Here is an 18,097-nt window from a genome sequence, read left to right as displayed (position 1 = left end):
ATGCTGTGAAAGGGGGATTCAGCCGTTCAAGATTGTTATGTACATCACAATACTGGTATCTGGATTGAGAGTAAGCAGGTCTTTTAAGCGGTTAAAGAAAACCGTCCTTTTTCAGATCCTCCACAATGAGTCCTGACACATTCTTGACCAATTCTCCACTGGATTTCTGATTCACACTCTTAGTGGCCCCAGCCCATATCATTTTTTTGGTTTTAGCAGAGAATACCGTGATTTCAAGTTTCACAGTGGACTTATTCACGGTATATCCGTGGTCATACACCCTGCTATAGGACACGGCATAATAGTCAGACATCCCATGCCCCCAGCCCATAGTTGGAATATAAGCTGCCTGGGGTGCCCGATAGTTGTCCTTTTGCTCAAACCCCACTAAGGTAGCAATCATCACGGCATCAGCATTGGATTTTTCCAAGGCAGCAATGATATCTTCTTTTTCGTCATAATCCTCCACATTAGGCATGAGAGTATACCCGGCAACGGCTGTCTTTCCGTTATCCTCAAGGGCATTTACAACACCATTCTCATAAAGCTGACGGGACTCGTCTTCGTTAAAGACCCCGAGAACAAGAATCTTCCCCAGGGGTTTGTCATCAAATCCAGGTTCCTGCCAGGATTCAACCAGATGGGTTGATGAGCCACCGCACCCAATCATCACCAGAAAAATGCCCAAAGTTAAAACACGCCCCAGCCAATTTTTTATCAAGTCCATTAGATTTTCTCCTGTTCCAGGTTAATATTTCCCTTCACTATTATCTCTTTGACCCTAAAGGACAACTCTTTTCCTAAGTGAAGCACTATAAATTCAATGGCTTTTGTGTTAATTGTAATCTGCTTGCCACCATTTCCTGATTCAGGACATTGAGTTTTAATAAACTGCTCATTTTTTTCCCACTGGGTTTACGGATGCAATCTTTGGAAGTGTACAAAGCCCTGTGCCAGCAATCTTCATTCCACATGAGTGGCAGTGTAAATCTGCTTTTTTCCCAAGTGGTAATGTGGACTTTTTATTTTTGTACACCACAGGCAATCTGATCATGGGAAAGGGGAAAGGTCTACTCATGATAATACACAGCTTTTAATGCCTTTGATTGATGCAGTTGCCGCAGATGACTCCGATTTATCCCATTAACAGGACATCTTACGATAATAATGGGTAGACTGTTAGAATCGGCTCACCTTGAGATCATTGTGTTATTCTGGTTGACATTGAATGTCTTCTTGGATATGAAAATGCGTAGTCATACTTTCATTTTTTAAGAAGCACCATCATTACAAAAAATCATATGTCCTCACAGAAAGGATATGCTATGCAGACATTACGCAGGTTCACCGCAGTATTTATATTCAGTTTTTTGATTTTCATCTGGAACCCACAAGGTGCTACCGCTGGCATGGTACAAGACTTAGACGGCAATATTCTTATGGTTGTGGACTGGTCTTGGGACTACGTTGTTCATGATCTTAATATTTTATCAGCTGATTCTTGGGATGTCGCAATAACCATCACTAATGAAAGCTCATCGGATCGAGACATATATCTGTCACCCTATTCTATTGATGGTGGGTATTATTATGAGAGTTTCTTTGAGTTCCAGAGCAATTCAAATAGCAATGCAAACACAGCTGTCTCACCAGGCGAAACTATCGAGTTTAACCTGGGTGTGTGGTCACCTGTTAATCCCACAGCATTGGCACCATATGTGAACAATCAAGCTCGGCCCAAATTTGTTGAAGTGTCTTATTATGATCACAACGGATATTTGGGAGGTGAAGGCACCGCTAATTTATTCAACCCCATGGTTGTCACCATCCATGATGGAGTAAACCTTGAGCCATACGACTCAACTAATCCAGGGCAAGGTTTCATTGTGACGAATGTAAATGCGGAACCGCTTATCCCCATAATCATTGTCCCCCCTGTATTATTGATCACCACACCAATACCAAGCTCAATATGGTTTCTCGCTTGCGGACTCCTCGGCCTTTCTGTATGCATTAGGAGATGTTCCCAGACTGAAATATGGCACCATCAATGAACCACTACCATTGTCGCTGATTACATTGTTATTATTCAAAAGGTGTTGAACGAAGCTACCACTGCCATAACGAAGTGAATACGGCTGTGGGCGCAATTGAATTCCGATTTAATCTGATGGAAAAAACGCCATAACACCCACAAGCCGTTCTGTCCCTGTGACCTGATAAATACCATTATAAGTTGTTAAAGGGACCTACCATAACTCCCTGAAAAAATACTCAGATCAACAGCATCCACATCGTTGTCTCCATCAAGGTCTGCAATGGGTGGTGGGGATTCAGGGCACCCAGTATCTGCACACCAGCCACAGGCCCCAGGACCGCCATGGGCACCGATATCGTTTGCGTTAGTCCCGAAAGAAGGACCATAATCACCAATACACAAATCCTGCATGGCATAGGATTCCCCGGCATCCACACAACAGGAGTCCGGCCTGATTTTCAGGTTCAACACACTTTCAAACCGGGGGTTGCAGTCCAAAATCCCTTCTCCTGATGGGAACCCGCCTTTGACAAGGGAATAATCGATCCATGCCGTTCCCATAACCTCCCCCACGGAATTGTTGTAGACAATGGAATTGACTGCCGTGACAATACCACCGTTATTTCTCACCCCTTCGGCAGTGTTGTATGCAACCGTGCTGTTTACAAGAGAAATCGTCCCAGAATGTGTATAAATTCCACTGCCGTGCTGCCGGTAGGTACCTGTGCATGAGTTACTGGAAATAATGGTGTTGACTATTTCGGCAGTCCCCTGACGAAGATAGATTCCTCCTCCATAGGCGCTTCTTTTATCAGATGCATATGCATAGGCTTCGTTTGAATTGATCCTGCTGGTTTTTATAAGACATGTGCCTTTGCTAATATAAATACCCCCACCGCAACTATAAGCATCATCACCAGAGCCACTAGTATCTCGGGAATATGCAAAATTATCTGCTATAATACAACGCTCCAGAACAAGCTGTTGCCCCGTCGAAGCTACATAAATACCGCCGCCGTAATATTCTGCATCAACGCTGGTGGTAGTATTGTTTCCGCTGATATAGCAGTCTTCCAGGCCAATGCTGGCTGACGAGTCAATAAAAATACCACCGCCGTGAGCTTGTGCTGTATTGCTGCTAATAGTGCAGTGTTTGATGGTCATCCCATTGCTGGCCGAGGCCATTGAAATACGAATACCTGCGCCGCCTGTTGAAGACTGGTTGTCGGAAAAGGTACAGCTTTCAATAGTCTGCACACTGTCCAGTAGCCGCAACCCGTGGTTCAACGAATACTCGACCTGGCAGTGCTTTAGTTGGGACCCAGCAGGCGTGTGGTCAAATAAAATTCCCTGCCATCCGCTGGTATCGGTCACTTTTGTGAAAACAATCGGCAGGCTGTCAGTACCCACAGCGGCCAAGACACCGGTGACTGACATGACATAATTACCTGAAAATTCAACCCTGACCCCCGGCTCTATGGTCAGATCCACCACAGCAAGATCCCCATCCACACAATAGGGCGATCCTTCAAGGGTCCAGGTTTCCCCATCAATGGTTCCGGAAACCGTTGTCAAGCATTCGGCAAAAACCTGAGACGAAATGACAAGACAAATAAACATCAACAATAGTAAGCGTTTCATCCTATAAATTCCTCCTTTGTTAAAATTGAAACAAAATTTCAAGGCAAACCCGAATCATGCAAAATCGCACAAACCGATTTGCGGACTTTTTATTTTTCTAGATTCGCCTTAACCATCCAAGCCAGTAAAATACGGCTTGAAAAACAAAGTCTTTTATCTCAGTTCTTTCTAAAAAAGATGCCTGTATAGCAAGAACAGCCAGCTGAAAAATCAGGTCCACATTATTTAAGGAAGCAGATTGAGTTGGAAACCATTGATTGCAAAAGGAATGTTTACTTTGAAAGTAAAATAGAAAAGCATTTAAAATTTGTCAATAGGGGAAACCCTTAGAAACGGTTTGTTTTTGGTGAATAAAATTTGAATGTTTTTCGGTTATAGAGACTACAGGCAGATTATACATTATTAACATTCCGATTCGGATTTTTTCTGAACACCACTCTTTATAGAAAATTGACTGTGTGTTACGGGTAATAACTCAACCCAGATCTTATTATATCAGAATGAATCCATGACAGCTGTTAATGCTTCCCCGTAATTGTCAGCGGAATAATATAATACTGATATGGTTTTGGCAGGTGAAGTGGTATTATCTTTTTGTTTGCCGGATATTTGCCCTTGTTCAGCTCCTACTTTTCAAGTCAACCAAGGATAACCTATGACTTTTCCCACAGAAGGGGCATAAATATCTTCTACTCCATGAGTCTACTCTGGATTCTGCTGCTAAAAGGGAAACAAGCATTTGAAATGGCCCTTGGATAGGGTTTGATTTTTCCGGGAAGGGCAGGGTGGACTGATGCCGTTGAGATTTGGGGGTGACATTGCCCAAGCAAGTCCACAAACTCTGGATCTTAATCCTGGTTCAATCTCCATCCTCCCCATTAATCTTATCCCGCAATATCCCAGCACATTTAAAAGTCACAACCCGTCTTTTCTTCAGCATCATGGGTTCTCCCTTTGCCGGGTTCCTCCCCTTACGAGGTGCTTTCTCATTGACCTGGAATTTACCAAAGCCTGATATCATAATATCTTCTTCAGATGCCAGGGTTTCTTTGATGATTTCAAGAAGATGTTCGACTGTGTCTTTTGCTTCTGAGGTAGACAGCTCAAGTTCTTCGTATATTTTTTCAATGATGGTTGTTTTGGTACAGGTCAATTTGGGTGCCATTCCTATTTCGGTTGAAATTGTACAATTTTAAAGGGGGTATCTATTATTTTAAAGGGGTGTTGTCAAGGCATTGGTTTGAGCATGTGGGATTGACCCTTGACTGGGGGTTGATTTTTCTGGGTAAAGCAGTGTATAGAAATCATTGTACGGGTACTGTCCAGCAGATACTTGTCCGTTGGGCTTGTCCACTTTCAAGTGGGACAAAGGTATCAAATATAAATTTCGTAGTTATTCTGGCTGGTTATGCGGAGTTCGAGTCGATCAGTTCGATCCCCCTCAGCTCCACCAAATCTCTAATAGTATCAGTATTTTAGAGATGGTTAAGAAGGTCAGATACTCTTTTTTCTGTTGGGGTACTAAACCGGGGTACTAAACGACTCGGTCTACCATCAGAAGATGGAGTTTTTTTATGTCCAATCAAAGTTATATTCTCCAGAAACCATCCGGTTATTATTTTCGATTCCAATTCCCCAAAGATGTCAGAAAACTTGTCAATAAATCTGAATTACGGTATTCACTGCGCACAGGTTCCATTAGTTTAGCCAAATCAAAAGCCAGAATGATGGCTGGAACATTACAAAGCATAATCCGAAGCATAAGGAATGGATATATGGCAGAGCTCAATCGGATTGATGTCTCCTATTTTGAGATCACCAATGGTTACTTTTGCTATTTGTTCTCCTTAAATATTAATGTTTGAGGGTTTAATAAAGGTGTGGTATTATTCGATTAACCTACAGTTCCTACGTGAGGAAGGACGTCTTGTCTCCGAAAGGATACCACAAGACTATCTTGACAGTGCGCGGGCTACTTGTAGGCCAGACGATCTCATCGGGTTGTCGCAGGGTCGGTGGATGACATCGGCTTACAGGGCAAGTGTAAAAAATGACGCTAAATATTGCAGGTCTCGTCTCCTGGCAGTCTTGTCTGAATCCTCTAAGCTTCTGATCAAAGCAAAGGGGTTGTACCTCGCAAGGGTATGTAAAAAAGCTTTCACCTTTAATTGGGTCTAAGCGCTTGGACCTTAACTAAGGGAGTATTCTTATGTTAAGGTACACAACCGTGATACAGTTGGTTATCGCTATCATAGAGCTTATTAAGGCTATCATAGAGAAGCTGTAATCACACAACGTGGTCCCTCGGTTTCGACCTTGATTCATTTGACCATGCCCGTTCCCATATATTTGAATTCAAAAAATGGAATTATACGGTTTCTGTTTATCCCGTCGATTTGAGTGTTATGCTGTTAGAAAGTAAGATTTTTTTAAAAAGTTTGTTGTAATTCCCATATCTGTCTGATAGCAATCTGTATGTTATCCGACAAGCGGAGTTATACAGAAAAAAACTGGTAAGTTTATTGTTAGGGGAAGCGACGTCTCGGCTAATTTGAAGTTAAGGCTTACAAATCAGAATATAGAGCGAGACAATAAGTATAATGTCAGCTAATGCTGATGAATTCATGTCGAATCACTATAAAATAACATGTTTTTTTAAGGAGAATACATTGAGAGCAAGAAACTTACTTATCCAAGGGCTGGTGGCATTGATTTTAATTCCCTCTATAGCTTTTTCAAAAGAAAATTTAAAGGTTACAGCCGACACCTTTATTTGAGCTGAAACGGATCGAATGTTTTCAGAAAACCTACATCACATAGGGGAAGTGAATAAGGTTTATCATAATCGTGATGTAACAGCGCTTGATATGCAGACAGTCATCCGCATGAATAGGGATACTCTCTACTCTGTAGCCATTGTCGATACCGAAGGTGGGGCTACGATTAACTTCCCTGAAGTGCCTGATAATCGTTATGTCTCTATCTATGTTGTTGATAATGACCACTATACACCCGCAATATTCTACAAGCCCGGCGTGCATAAAATTCCAGTAGACACAAAATATGTAATGTTGATTTTTCGTGTGCAGGTATTTGATGCAAAAGACCCTGAAGAGTTAGCGGCAATTCATAAGCTGCAAGACCAATTCGTTGTTAATGCAACATCAGCGGACCCATTTCCTAAATTTCAATGGGAAATAACGTCTCTGAATGCCTTGCGAACTCAATATGAAAAAGAAAGCGCGAAGAATAAAAGCTATAAAAATATGATGGGCGCGCGAGGAAAAGTTAATGAGAAAACCCGCCATCTTGCCGCAGTCGCTGCCTGGGGACTTTTTCAGGAGAAAGACGCAACCTACTTAAATTACAATGGTAATCACCGTGTTGAGTCTTGCTGGGGAGCTACCTATCAAGTTCCCGAGAATAAGGCCTTCTGGTCCATTACCGTTTATAACAAAAACGGTTATATGAACAGTGAAAATGTGAATGTCAATTCATCGACTGCAAAGATTAACGATGATGGTTCATTCACCGTGTACTACGGGTATAGGGCACTGTGTGGCAAGGTTGATAACCGCTTAGATACAACTGCGGGCTGGAATATTCTCATGCGTATCTATCGGCCGGGAGAGTCGGTGCTAAATGGCAGCTACGAAATTCCCGAAGCAAGGAGATATGTGCGGGATATGGTAGAGAATTATATTCAGGAGTACCCCAACCAAGAACAAGTAAAAATGATGAATGCTTGGTTGAAAAAGAATAAAAAAGGGACGTTCACGTTTTCTGGCTTGGTTGACCCTACAGATTCTACCGTGGTCACCCCTCAAGCAACAGTGGATTATGGGTACAATTGGTTTAGCCTTACAGAGGGCCCGGCCATACTAACGACGCCTCAATATGAAAAATTCTTTTCAGTGTCTATCTTTGATATGAAGCATAATATTCCTGCTGTTATTGTAAATCCTGCTAAACCGATACTACTGATGAGACCAGGGCAAGAAAAACCCAAGGGTGACTTCAACGTGGTCGAGTTGGAGACTGATCAGGGGCTAGTTTTTACTCGTATGGTGGTCGTTGACAACCTCAAAGAAGTGAAACGCTTGCGTAAGCACCTCAAAATGAAAGGCGGTAAAGGTGACATGAGCCGCGAAGTGTATAAGTTTTCAGCTGAAATCGAAAACGCAGCCTTAAAAATTATCACAGCAGTTCCGTCTTATTACAATAATCCTGATATAGTCTTCGGTGAAAAATCTGGTGATATAGGAGAGCTGGTTGGCGCGGCAGGTGTTATGTATGGTCAGTTAGGCACTCCCACTGATACTGTGCGATACAGCATGCTGTTAGAGGATGAGAATGGAAAACCTTATAGCGGTAAAGGGACTTATGAATTAACCGTACCGGCAGGCATTGTTCATGATAATGGCTATTTTTCCATTACGATTTATGGCGTTGATAATAAGCTACTTATTCCTAACGACAAGGGTGTTTACGATAGTACCACCTATACCGCCAAGAAAAACCCTGATGGGACATACACTGTTACCCTGAGTCCTTCTGGCGAAGGGAAAAATGGGATACCCACTAATGGTAAAGACTTTTACGGATTACTTAGGGCTTACGTTCCTGTTAAGGGCGCCGATTTGACCGTCAAAGTGAAGAATAAATAGTACCGGCCCTAACAGCGTCTGCAATCTGACCTCCGGCCACTGTCACCTTTTGTGCAAAACCCAGCACAAAAGGCGCCAGTAGCCTCCGGCAGTTGAGGCGGGCGTTAAATTATATGGACCGGAGATAGCGTCAAACGGCATTCATTCAAACTCCACTCTATAATATATACATCACATTTTAGCAGATTCTTGGAAAATAATTTTCCGGGCTTTGAGCGAAATCTACTGTATCTCCAATTATGTTGAATGAGATTTTGGCTCTATTGATTTTGATTTTTCCCATATAGTATAATTTCAAATCTGAAAATTAAAAGATTTTTGACACCATGTTTCCATCGAGAAAGTAGATTATATCTAACCATTTCTCGCATCACTTATGAAAAAACTTCCTAATATTTCAGTCTATTAAAAAAATTTCATTTTTTATGCAAACTAAGGGTTTCCCTGATTGAAATATTTTTTTTAACAATGTATTCTCCCCTAACGTATTATACAAAATCGGGTTTATTCTAATCTTGTACAATATTTCCTTCTTCGCTGAGAGCTTACCTGCCTTTCAAAATAAAGCACTTTTGGTTTTTTATTTCAAACTAAACTTGATGAACCTGTAAAAAGTCCGATTTTGTCATTTTTTCAGTCGTAACATACTGAAATTATTAATGGCGATTTTGTCATTTTCGACTTTTTACGAGTCCATCAAACTTTGGCCTTGATCTGATTAAAAATAATATAGAGGAGAAAAAATGAAAACATTTTTTAAAGTAATTTTCCAGTACTTAACTATGAAATTATTTGCCTAAAAATAAATACTTTTTTTCTTATTGTTGCATTTATTCCATAGAAAAAAAACTCCCCTAAATATCTGTAAATATGGCTAAATACAGCTCTTGACTTTCTATGGAATTAGTATGATTTTTGCAAAATAATCGAATGAATATTTTAAACTGACTTTGGTAAACGGGGTAAAAAGTTGCTTTATATGCTGCTGTTTGTCTGGTTCCTGCACCTGTTTTGTGTGTTCTGTTCCCATAATTTTAAAAAGCAAGTTTTTATCATTAAGACATATCAATTGCTTAACAACAATAATGATAGAAATTTTAAAGGAGATAAATGAAAAAGAGATGCGCAATTAAAATACTTGATCTTGGAATCGCCTGGTGCATGGCCGTATTGTTAATTTTTTGCAATGCCCAAACAGCTTTGACTGCTGATTTTGATGTGGGGCTTGGTTCCTATGCCACAGTGCAGGGCGCTATAGACGGCGCTCTATCGGCGCCGACACCTGCAGGCGAAACCCATAGGGTCAGGGTGTCACAGGGGATCTATTGTGAAAATATTTTTATTAGTCCTTCAGGCTTTGGCGAGTCCTTCAGGCTGACTATCCAGGGAGGCTGGATATCCGATTTTTCCACCTGGGTTGAAGACCCGGCTCTCACCGTACTTGATGGCAGCAACAACGGGTCGGTCATCAGTGTTGACAATGGGGTTATTGGACCTAATATCATCCTTACCATTCGTGGATTTACAATCCAAAATGGCAATGTGGAAGAAAACGGCGGTGGAATTCATATTAACTCAAGTTCATATTACGGCGATATAAATATTACCGTGGAAAACAATATCATTCGTAACAATACTGCTGGAAATTATGGTGGAGGGCTCTATATCTCATTATTACATAAGAATCATACAGCCGCTGTGATTGCTAACAATAATAAAGTTTATGGCAATAAAGCAGAGGTCTGGGGAGGGGGAATCTACGCAAGTCTGAATAAGATGGATCCTAATTCATTAGCTTTTGCAAGCCTTACCGGCAACGAAATTTTTTCAAATAATGTTACACAGGTTAAAGCTTTTAATAACGCCGGAGCCCACGGCGGTGGCATGCATATTAATACCAGAAATAATACTTACGCAATAGTCAACTCCAATAAAATCAACAACAATAAATCAGTCTATTGCGCGGGCGGTGTTCATTTTTTAACAAATGAGGATAGTTCCATTTCTTTTTCAAGCAATACAGTAATGGGAAATCAGGCAGAAGAAAATTCCGGTGGATTATCAGCGTCAGCAGTGGGTAATTCCATTTTAACAGTGGAAAACAATCTCCTTGCGGAGAACAAGGGCAAGAATTCAGGCGGGGTTTCAATCTCTAACTCTGACATAGGGCGCGTATATTTTAAGCATAATTATGTTCTTTCAAATGAAGCGAAAGAATCCACCGGCGGTTTAAGTGGGTCGGCCAAAGACGACGGTTTGATTGAAGTTGTTAACAATCTTGTCGCCTTCAACCAGGCCCTTGACGGTACCAGCGGAGGAGTAAGTATTCATGCATGGGCAAACGGCCATGTCGATTATTACAACAACACTGTTGCCGATAACTATGCCTCTTCAAATTGGGGGGGCGGCTTTTTTAATGTTATGGACACTACCGCGGCCATTATAGCTGCAAATAACATTTTCTGGTGGAATACAACCGATGACCCCACAGATTACAGTCTCTATCTGGCAGGAGAAATTTCCGAAATCCAATTTTTCCATAACGATTATTATCGCATATCCCCCACAACCGGTTGGGACGGTGCCACAGACCCAAGCAATATAAGTATTGACCCCTTATTTGCCGACGGCCCTCTGGGATATCACTATTTGAGCCAGACCGCTGCCGGTCAGATTCTCGACAGTCCCTGTATGGATACCGGCCATGGTTTGCCAGCTGACTACGGCCTGGAAAATAGATTCACCCGTTCGGATCAGGTGATTGACAGTTCCACGGTGGACATGGGATTTCATTATCCCCTTAAAACAGAAGAAGAGAAACCAGGAGATGCTGACAAAGACGGGGACGTGGACGGTTCTGACCTGGCTGTGTTGGTAAACAATACATCATTGGAAGATCTGGAAGCTTTTGCAGGTAACTTTGGTCGAACTGATTGAATGGATTATTGAAGTAATAATTGATCCTAATATATTGTGCCTGCCAAGAATAATGAATTCGTAAAAAGTCAGATTTCAGTATTTTTTAGACCGTAACATACTGAAATTATAAATAGTAATTTTACCAATTTCGACTTTTTACGAGACCATCAAGAATGAAATTTTGTTGTCTGGCATTAAACTATATATGGACTAAGGCCAGCATCAGAGATCATTCTTTAGCATTCCTGTATATATAGATCACATTTTAGCAGATTTTGAAAAAATATTTCCAGGGGTATAGGCAAAATCAAGTTGGTCTCCAATAAAATTTAACGGCATCTATAAAAATTTGGTTTTGTTTTCGGCTATATAATGGAATTTTTTATCTGAGAATAAAAAGATATGGATGTTATATCTTGTGTCTGGATAAATTTTTAAATGGTCTATACTTCACAGGGATAATCTGGGGGAAATCTTGAATCCTGAAGGGCCAAGATTATAGCCAGTTATGTAGCGAGTTTAGTTTTGTTGCGAGTTACCCCGCCAGACTCCGCAGACCCCGCCCCTTTTTTAAAACAATACCCCGCCCGCCTTTCGTATAGGCCGATTATAGATCTGAGGAGGTACCAGGTCTATGAAAAAGAAAATACGAAGGTGCAGGTGCAAACATTGTGATGATTTATTCAAGCCAGATCCCCGAAATCTAAAAAGGCAAAAGTTCTGTGATAAACCAGAATGCAAGGTTGCCAGCAAAAAACACAGTCAACAAAAATGGTTAATACAACCAAAAAATAGAGACCACTTCTCCGGTCCGGAAAATGTCATCCGTGTTCAGCAGTGGCGTGATCAAAATCCAGGTTACTGGAAGCGAGAAAAGCCTAAAAAAACCATTTCCTTAGTTGAAGGTGCGTTACAAGAGACCTTATCAGCGAAAACCGTTACTGGCAAAGGTTTTTCGAGTGATTTAATTCAAATTGCGTTACAAGATTCCTTGTCGGCCGAAACCCTTGTCATTATTGGCTTTGATACCAAATTAAGTGAAGTTGCGTTACAAGATATCATTGATATCAAGGATCAAGGGGTAGTAGAATTGGTGTCAGATGTTCTTAAAACACTGAAGGATCAAGAAAAGGGGGATCAACATGGGAAAATGCTTTTCTTCTCAAGAACTGTATGAATTAAGAAATTCTATATTAATGGATGTTTTAATCGAACAAGAACTGGCTATGCCATCCAAAATCAGTGAAGGCATTTTTCGCTTTCTCTGCCCTTTGTGCAATGAGTTTCAAACAGCCGTCAATCCTAAAACTAACCTGAGCCGATGCTTCAGGTGTGAGAAAAACTTTAACACCATTGATATGGTAATGGCCTGGCACAAAACAGGATTTGTTGACAGCGTAAAATACCTGCAAACAATTTTAAAACTAGGATGATCAGGATATGGAAAAAGATTCGCACAACCAACCAGTTCGATATCATAATCATCGTTGTAAAATTCCAGAATTTTTTCAAATAAGACAAGATGTACTGCCAAAAGATTTTGAGAAATACCTCGATTATTATAAAAATTGCTGCCAGAAAAAAAGGATTGTCCAAGATGCAAGAAGAATACTTACGGGGTTTAATCTCTATCTTCAGAAATCAAATATTGATCTCCATAAGATATCAATTGAAAAGATCGACAGCTTCCTTTCATATTACAATAAAAATCTTGCTCAAGGTACATGCAAACTATACCGGGCATATCTTCGGGGATTTTTAAGATATTTATATCAGCAAGGCCTTATTAGAAGAGATCTTGCTTCTTTGGTAGTTGGCCCACCAGAATTTGCACGATCAACACCCCCTAAATTCTTACGTCCAGAAGAAGTTCAAAAACTGTTTAACAGCCTCGATCTTTCTGTTATTAGAGATCTTCGAACCTATGCAATCATTCATTTGGCTTATTATCTGGGGCTTCGTCCAAAAGAAATTAGTTTAATTACATTTGATGATATTTCATTTAGACAAAAAGAAATCCATATTAAAAGTAGAAAAACAAATACTCCAACCATACTACCTTTGCCTGAAGATACGATAAAAGCAATCACTGCTTATATCGTGGGAGGCAGACCTGCTAGTAATCATAGGTGTCTTTTTTTGCAACTCATTCAACCCTATAAGCCCATTGTTCGTGGTGATATTACTCGTCATGTAGGTATATGTATGAAGAAAAATAATCTTAATGGAAGTGCATACTGGCTACGCCACTCATATGCACAAAATCTTCTGGAGTCAGGTGTACCCATATATGGGATTAAGGAAATGATGGGTCATAAAAATATTGAATCAACTCGCAAATATCTCAGTATTCATATTAAGCTTATGCGAGAGGTAATAATTGATGAAACCCTTTGAAAGTTTTCTGGCGGAACAATTAAAAGATTATCTTGAGTATCGTATAAACACCGGTTTTGCGGTCAAGACGACAATCTTTTATCTTAAAAATTTTGATCGATATGTAAAAGAAAAAAATGCAACCTGGCAATCTTTTACACCATTTTTTTTTATTGAGTATAGAGCAACACGTAATCTTGAAGCACGGTCATTAAATAATATGATACCAACCATCAGGGTTTTTTTTAAGTTTCTTATCCGCAAGGGCAAAATTGATGAAAATCCTTTACAGGATATTCCTGCATTGCCAAACAATGCTATTGTTCCCTTTATTTTTTCTCCAGAAGAAGTCGATCATTTACTTTGTGCAGCCTACAGAAAATTGCGAAAAACTGAACGATACTTTTTACGGGATTATTGTGCTTATATCTCTATTGTTTTGATGGCCCGGTGTGGATTAAGGATTTCAGAACCTGCAAGGATATTGGCAAACCATTACCGCCCCGATGAAAAAACAATCTATATTGAAAAAACAAAATTCAAAAAAGATCGTTTGATTCCGATATCGGAATCAGTAGCTTCTGAAATTAATAATTTGGTAAACGTCAAAAAAACATTCCATCCTGAAAAAAATATCCCTTATTTGTTGACCAAAGATGAGTACACAAAATTAACAAGAGATTGTGTGGATCGAAGATTTAAAAAAGCTGTCATGGATATTAAGCTTGATCAACCAAGAAGAGTAATTGGAACAACTAATTTTCTTCCCCCAACACCACATAGCTTAAGGCATTCCTTTGCAGTGAACACATTAAAGCGAATTAAAGAAAAAGGGAAATCTCCCCAGAATGCTTTGCCTGTACTTGCTGTTTACATGGGGCACAGTGAATACAAGCACACCACTAAATATTTAAAAGTTTTGGATGCCGTGCATCGAAGACAAATGCTTGATTTTTCAATTGCTAAAAAATATGAGGCCATATGAGATTATCCACATGTCTGCATCAATTTTTTGATCAATACCTGCCACAGATAAAAGGTTCCAGCGAGCAAAGTGTAAAGGCTTACCGGGAAACATTTTCAATGTTTTTGCCCTTTATGGCACAATATCATAACGTCAAAATCAAATCTTTAAAGATAGATCATCTATCAGCCAACCTTGTTCTTTCTTTTCTGAACCATCTTGAAATTCACCGGCAGAATACTGCCAGAACCCGGAACCATAGGTTAGCAGTAATTAAATCTTTGGGGAAAATGATCCGGTTCATGTATCCAGACAAACGGCAGATTGCTGAAAATATTTTAAATATCCCTCAAAAAAGAACTTTAAAAAAATTGATTGGGTTTTTATACCCAGAAGAAATCAAAAAAGTTTTTAATGCAGTTGATCTCACTAAAAAAGAAGCGATGAGAGATTATACAATCCTTCATCTCTTATTTGACTCTGGAGCACGAGCAAGTGAAATTGCAACTTTAAACCTTGATTACTTTGATTATCAGAATAAAACTCTTGCAATCCTGGGGAAAGGAAATCGTTATCGGTTGATAAATCTATGGCCTAAGACAGCTTCTCTCATCAAAGAATACATATTAAATTATCGTATTGATCCAAAACCGATTTACTTTAACAGACTATTTGTCAATCAGAGAAAAATGGAACTCACCAGGCATGGTATAAACCGGCTTTGTAGAAAATATTTATCAAAAGCTTTGTCTCAAAAACGCATCAAAAATCTGAGCCCAGTTCATAGTTTTAGACATTCATGTGCTGTAAACATGTTGGCATCAGGTTATCCTGTGTCGGATATTAAAAACCGTCTTGGGCATCGGAGTATAGAATCCACCATGGACTATTTGCAAATTGATCTGTCCGGAAAACGTGATATCCAAAAGAAATTCATTGAATATACACAGTCAAAAATAAAAAATGATAAGAAAATTGAGGATCTAATCAATTGGGAAAATAATGAGGAAACTCTGGCATGGCTTGATAGTCTTTAAACGATCTGAACTACCTGCGCCGGACACGGTAAGTTCCGTAAAAGGATAAAATATTATGTTACCAGTTTTTTTGATAATTTTTATATTTTCGTTTAACCATCTGAATTTATTAGTAATATGAATTTACAAGAAGAAAATTAAAATTCACTTTAATTTTAGTAGGTTATGGCAACTCGCAACATAAAGCCAGTAGTCCGCTCCTGGCTCCCGTTATTTTATATATATTGGTAAAAAACACTGTTGAGAAATGCCTTTGATTAATTTTGGCGGAAAATAAAGTTGAATGCCACACTTAAAGGTGCGACCGAAGAAAACCGCCGCATTTCTATGGGGCCGTTATGTTTTGTATGCATGCGCTCAATTGTTATTGACAAATTTCTATGCACAGTCAAGCCGATCTTAAAACCATTGGCACATTCTGACCTATCAAATATCCTTTCAATTTCATAAAAATTATAACTTCGATATTATAGTCACTGTAAAATAAAGTCTTCAACATTTTTTCTTAGAGTACCAATGGAAACAGGATCTGAAATTCCAAACCTGAAGAGCACGACGGTCCCATTTGTATTAAAATCTACATCAGCAAAAATTTCATGAAAATCTTTCCATACTAAAGCTAATAGTGTTTGTTGTCCTTTTGAAAATTCATCTTTCCCCTTGATCAGCCATCTGAGCCAGAAAAGGGTAATCGCCGTCATGGGCTGAACAGAAAGGTTTTGCCGAGTTAATGCAAGCCAGGATAGTTCAAGTGTTCTTCCCCCTTTTAAAAATGATTCCTTATCAAGTCCGTCCACAAAAATTAGCGCTACTCCCGAAGAATTAAGAATCCCCTGATAGGAATGAATAGCTGCGATTTTTGATATGCCTGTTTTATTTAAAACATCCATTACCTGCCATGATTTCGTTGCTTTTAAAAACAATTCCCCAGCCATCCCTGCTTCAAGGTTTTTCAAAGGAAAGCCGTCCCGTTTTATTTGAGCTTCCTGGTCAGTAAATCTGATCATGCTGTTAAGATGTTCATGTAGGGACCTATTTTGAGTACGGATCTGATCAACTTTATAGACTATTTTCGCAAGTCTTTTTATTGCATCCTTCTCTGTTACAAAATGAATACTTGTTCCAGGCAAAGATGATATTAATAATTTGATATCATTAAGAATGGAGGAGTGAACAGAAGATTTGTTGTAAAATTTTCTATTCGTGTTTCTCTTCCAGATTGAATCAAAAAGACTATCTTTTGTGATTTCTTTTTTGTCTTTCACAAAAGAGAAACTTAAATTCGCCATCAGATTTTCACAATTTTTATCCGGCAGATAATTTACATCAGTTTTAATACCAAAAAATGATGCTGCTATTGTAATATTTTCGATAACAGCACCACAGGATATGATTGAGGCAATTTGATTAATATTAAAAAATGATTGGTCTGCTTCTCTATCAAGAAAAACTTTGATTTTATTTTTTGAACTCGCAAATTTCCAAGGCTGCGCATTATCCCCAGAGGGGGCCTGTATACCGGCCTTCAGCAAAAACTCAATTATATCATCAGAAACAATCCCGGAAGAGGAAAGACATTCAAGCAGTTCCGGGTTGTTTTTCATCATTTTTGAGAAAGCAGCTTCGGGTTTCATAAAGTATTCTCCTATCATAAAATTATTTATGTTTTTTCATCATAAAACCATGATCACTCCATTTTTGTTGAAAAAACAGGAAGATAATTATTGTTATGACCTCCTCAGTTAAATTTCATTTTGTTACATCCATATTATTCTATCATCGAGTCAAATTGGAGATAAATGATTTCCTTATTGGTTAAAAAAGTTAGCGTAAAGTTTTGAAGGTTGTTTTTTTCAGAAAGATATCAGTACGACAACATCAATGGGGTATGAATTGTAAATCTGTCTCAAGATATATTAAATATCTGGGGAACGTCAAACTCAATTCAATCAAAATTTCATTACGTAATATTGTCGATGCAGTAGATTTTTCTCAGAATCCGGAAATATTTTCTCAAAATCTCTTGAAATAAAGTTGATTATTATACACGTTAGACTGGTGGAAATATTAGAAACTTCAAAAGTAAATATCCTGGCCCAGAGGGCCAGGCCTTGGGTTACCCCTAAAAGGGGTTTAGTATGCCTTGCCCCCTGAGGGGGCAAGGGAAGTTATCCCGAATTAATTTCAGCTGAACAAGTCTCGTTGCTCTGCCCGTTTTTCTTTTTGTTCTTGATACTTCACATACTTTCGTATCATCTCAGAGTCCAAGCCAACCGTATCAACACAGTATCCGCGGGCCCAAAATTTGTTACCCCAATAGGGTTTGCGTTTTAAATGTTTGAACTTGTTGAACACTCTGATTGCGGTGCGCCCCTTTATAATCCCCATAAAATCTGAGATTGAAATCTTTGGTGGCACCTTAACAAGCAGGTGAGTAGGCCGTGGGAACTTCCCC

At 39.4% G+C, this 18,097-nt stretch carries 13 protein-coding genes and 1 pseudogene; 9 read left to right on the top strand and 5 right to left on the bottom strand.

Annotated features, from left to right (window positions below):
- Positions 1-91 precede the first annotated feature (91 nt).
- Positions 92-727 carry a hypothetical protein gene (locus ACZ45G_RS12515; RefSeq protein WP_464178565.1) on the bottom strand — a complete coding sequence of 212 codons (636 nt, stop codon included), beginning with the start codon at positions 725-727 and terminating at the stop codon, positions 92-94.
- A 598-nt stretch (positions 728-1,325) separates the two neighbouring features.
- Between ACZ45G_RS12515 and ACZ45G_RS12510 the strand changes: the two genes are divergently transcribed.
- Positions 1,326-2,054: a hypothetical protein gene (locus tag ACZ45G_RS12510; RefSeq protein ID WP_464178563.1), complete on the top strand. Its 729-nt coding sequence runs from the start codon at positions 1,326-1,328 to the stop codon at positions 2,052-2,054.
- A 185-nt stretch (positions 2,055-2,239) separates the two neighbouring features.
- Here the strand turns inward: ACZ45G_RS12510 and ACZ45G_RS12505 are convergent, their stop codons facing one another.
- Together ACZ45G_RS12505 and ACZ45G_RS12500 are read right to left on the bottom strand one after the other, a co-directional pair.
- Positions 2,240-3,679 (bottom strand): right-handed parallel beta-helix repeat-containing protein, encoded by a 1,440-nt coding sequence (locus ACZ45G_RS12505; RefSeq protein WP_464178561.1) that lies wholly within the window; start codon positions 3,677-3,679, stop codon positions 2,240-2,242.
- Between the two features lie 859 nt (positions 3,680-4,538).
- On the bottom strand, positions 4,539-4,832 hold the full coding sequence (locus tag ACZ45G_RS12500; RefSeq protein WP_464178559.1) for an integration host factor subunit alpha: 294 nt from the start codon (positions 4,830-4,832) through the stop codon (positions 4,539-4,541).
- 421 nt (positions 4,833-5,253) lie between these two features.
- Here ACZ45G_RS12500 and ACZ45G_RS12495 point away from each other — a divergent pair, with 421 nt between their 5' ends.
- The 8 genes from ACZ45G_RS12495 to ACZ45G_RS12460 all read left to right on the top strand — a co-directional run bounded on the left by ACZ45G_RS12495 (position 5,254) and on the right by ACZ45G_RS12460 (position 15,642).
- Positions 5,254-5,544: a DUF6538 domain-containing protein gene (locus ACZ45G_RS12495; protein WP_464178557.1), complete on the top strand. Its 291-nt coding sequence runs from the start codon at positions 5,254-5,256 to the stop codon at positions 5,542-5,544.
- Positions 5,545-6,471: 927 nt separating this feature from the next.
- The gene (locus ACZ45G_RS12490) at positions 6,472-8,346 is read left to right on the top strand and encodes a DUF1214 domain-containing protein (RefSeq protein WP_464178555.1); all 1,875 of its coding nucleotides are present in this window, start codon (positions 6,472-6,474) and stop codon (positions 8,344-8,346) included.
- 1,110 nt (positions 8,347-9,456) lie between these two features.
- Positions 9,457-11,283 (top strand): right-handed parallel beta-helix repeat-containing protein, encoded by a 1,827-nt coding sequence (locus ACZ45G_RS12485; protein ID WP_464178553.1) that lies wholly within the window; start codon positions 9,457-9,459, stop codon positions 11,281-11,283.
- A gap of 616 nt (positions 11,284-11,899) precedes the next feature.
- On the top strand, positions 11,900-12,442 hold the full coding sequence (locus ACZ45G_RS12480; RefSeq protein WP_464178551.1) for a hypothetical protein: 543 nt from the start codon (positions 11,900-11,902) through the stop codon (positions 12,440-12,442).
- Complete coding sequence (locus ACZ45G_RS12475; protein WP_464178549.1) at positions 12,408-12,698, top strand: CHC2 zinc finger domain-containing protein; 291 nt, start codon at positions 12,408-12,410, stop codon at positions 12,696-12,698. The genes ACZ45G_RS12480 and ACZ45G_RS12475 overlap by 35 nt, the downstream gene beginning before the upstream one ends.
- 7 nt (positions 12,699-12,705) lie before the next feature.
- Positions 12,706-13,662 (top strand): tyrosine-type recombinase/integrase, encoded by a 957-nt coding sequence (locus tag ACZ45G_RS12470; RefSeq protein WP_464178547.1) that lies wholly within the window; start codon positions 12,706-12,708, stop codon positions 13,660-13,662.
- Positions 13,649-14,626, top strand: a complete 978-nt coding sequence (locus tag ACZ45G_RS12465; protein WP_464178545.1) for a tyrosine-type recombinase/integrase — start codon at positions 13,649-13,651, stop codon at positions 14,624-14,626. The genes ACZ45G_RS12470 and ACZ45G_RS12465 overlap by 14 nt, the downstream gene beginning before the upstream one ends.
- Positions 14,623-15,642: a tyrosine-type recombinase/integrase gene (locus tag ACZ45G_RS12460; RefSeq protein ID WP_464178543.1), complete on the top strand. Its 1,020-nt coding sequence runs from the start codon at positions 14,623-14,625 to the stop codon at positions 15,640-15,642. Before ACZ45G_RS12465 ends, ACZ45G_RS12460 begins: the two co-directional genes overlap by 4 nt.
- A gap of 473 nt (positions 15,643-16,115) precedes the next feature.
- Here ACZ45G_RS12460 and ACZ45G_RS12455 read toward each other — a convergent pair whose 3' ends face one another.
- Positions 16,116-17,276, bottom strand: coding sequence for a hypothetical protein (locus tag ACZ45G_RS12455; RefSeq protein ID WP_464178541.1), 1,161 nt, complete (start codon positions 17,274-17,276; stop codon positions 16,116-16,118).
- A 550-nt stretch (positions 17,277-17,826) separates the two neighbouring features.
- Positions 17,827-18,075: pseudogene (gene tnpA / locus ACZ45G_RS12450) on the bottom strand (IS200/IS605 family transposase); the annotation flags it as partial.
- Positions 18,076-18,097: the final 22 nt, after the last annotated feature.

Source organism: Desulfoconvexum algidum, assembly GCF_055382125.1.
The sequence above is the reverse complement of the archived record's forward strand: the minus strand, read 5'-3'. Positions and strand labels throughout refer to the sequence as shown.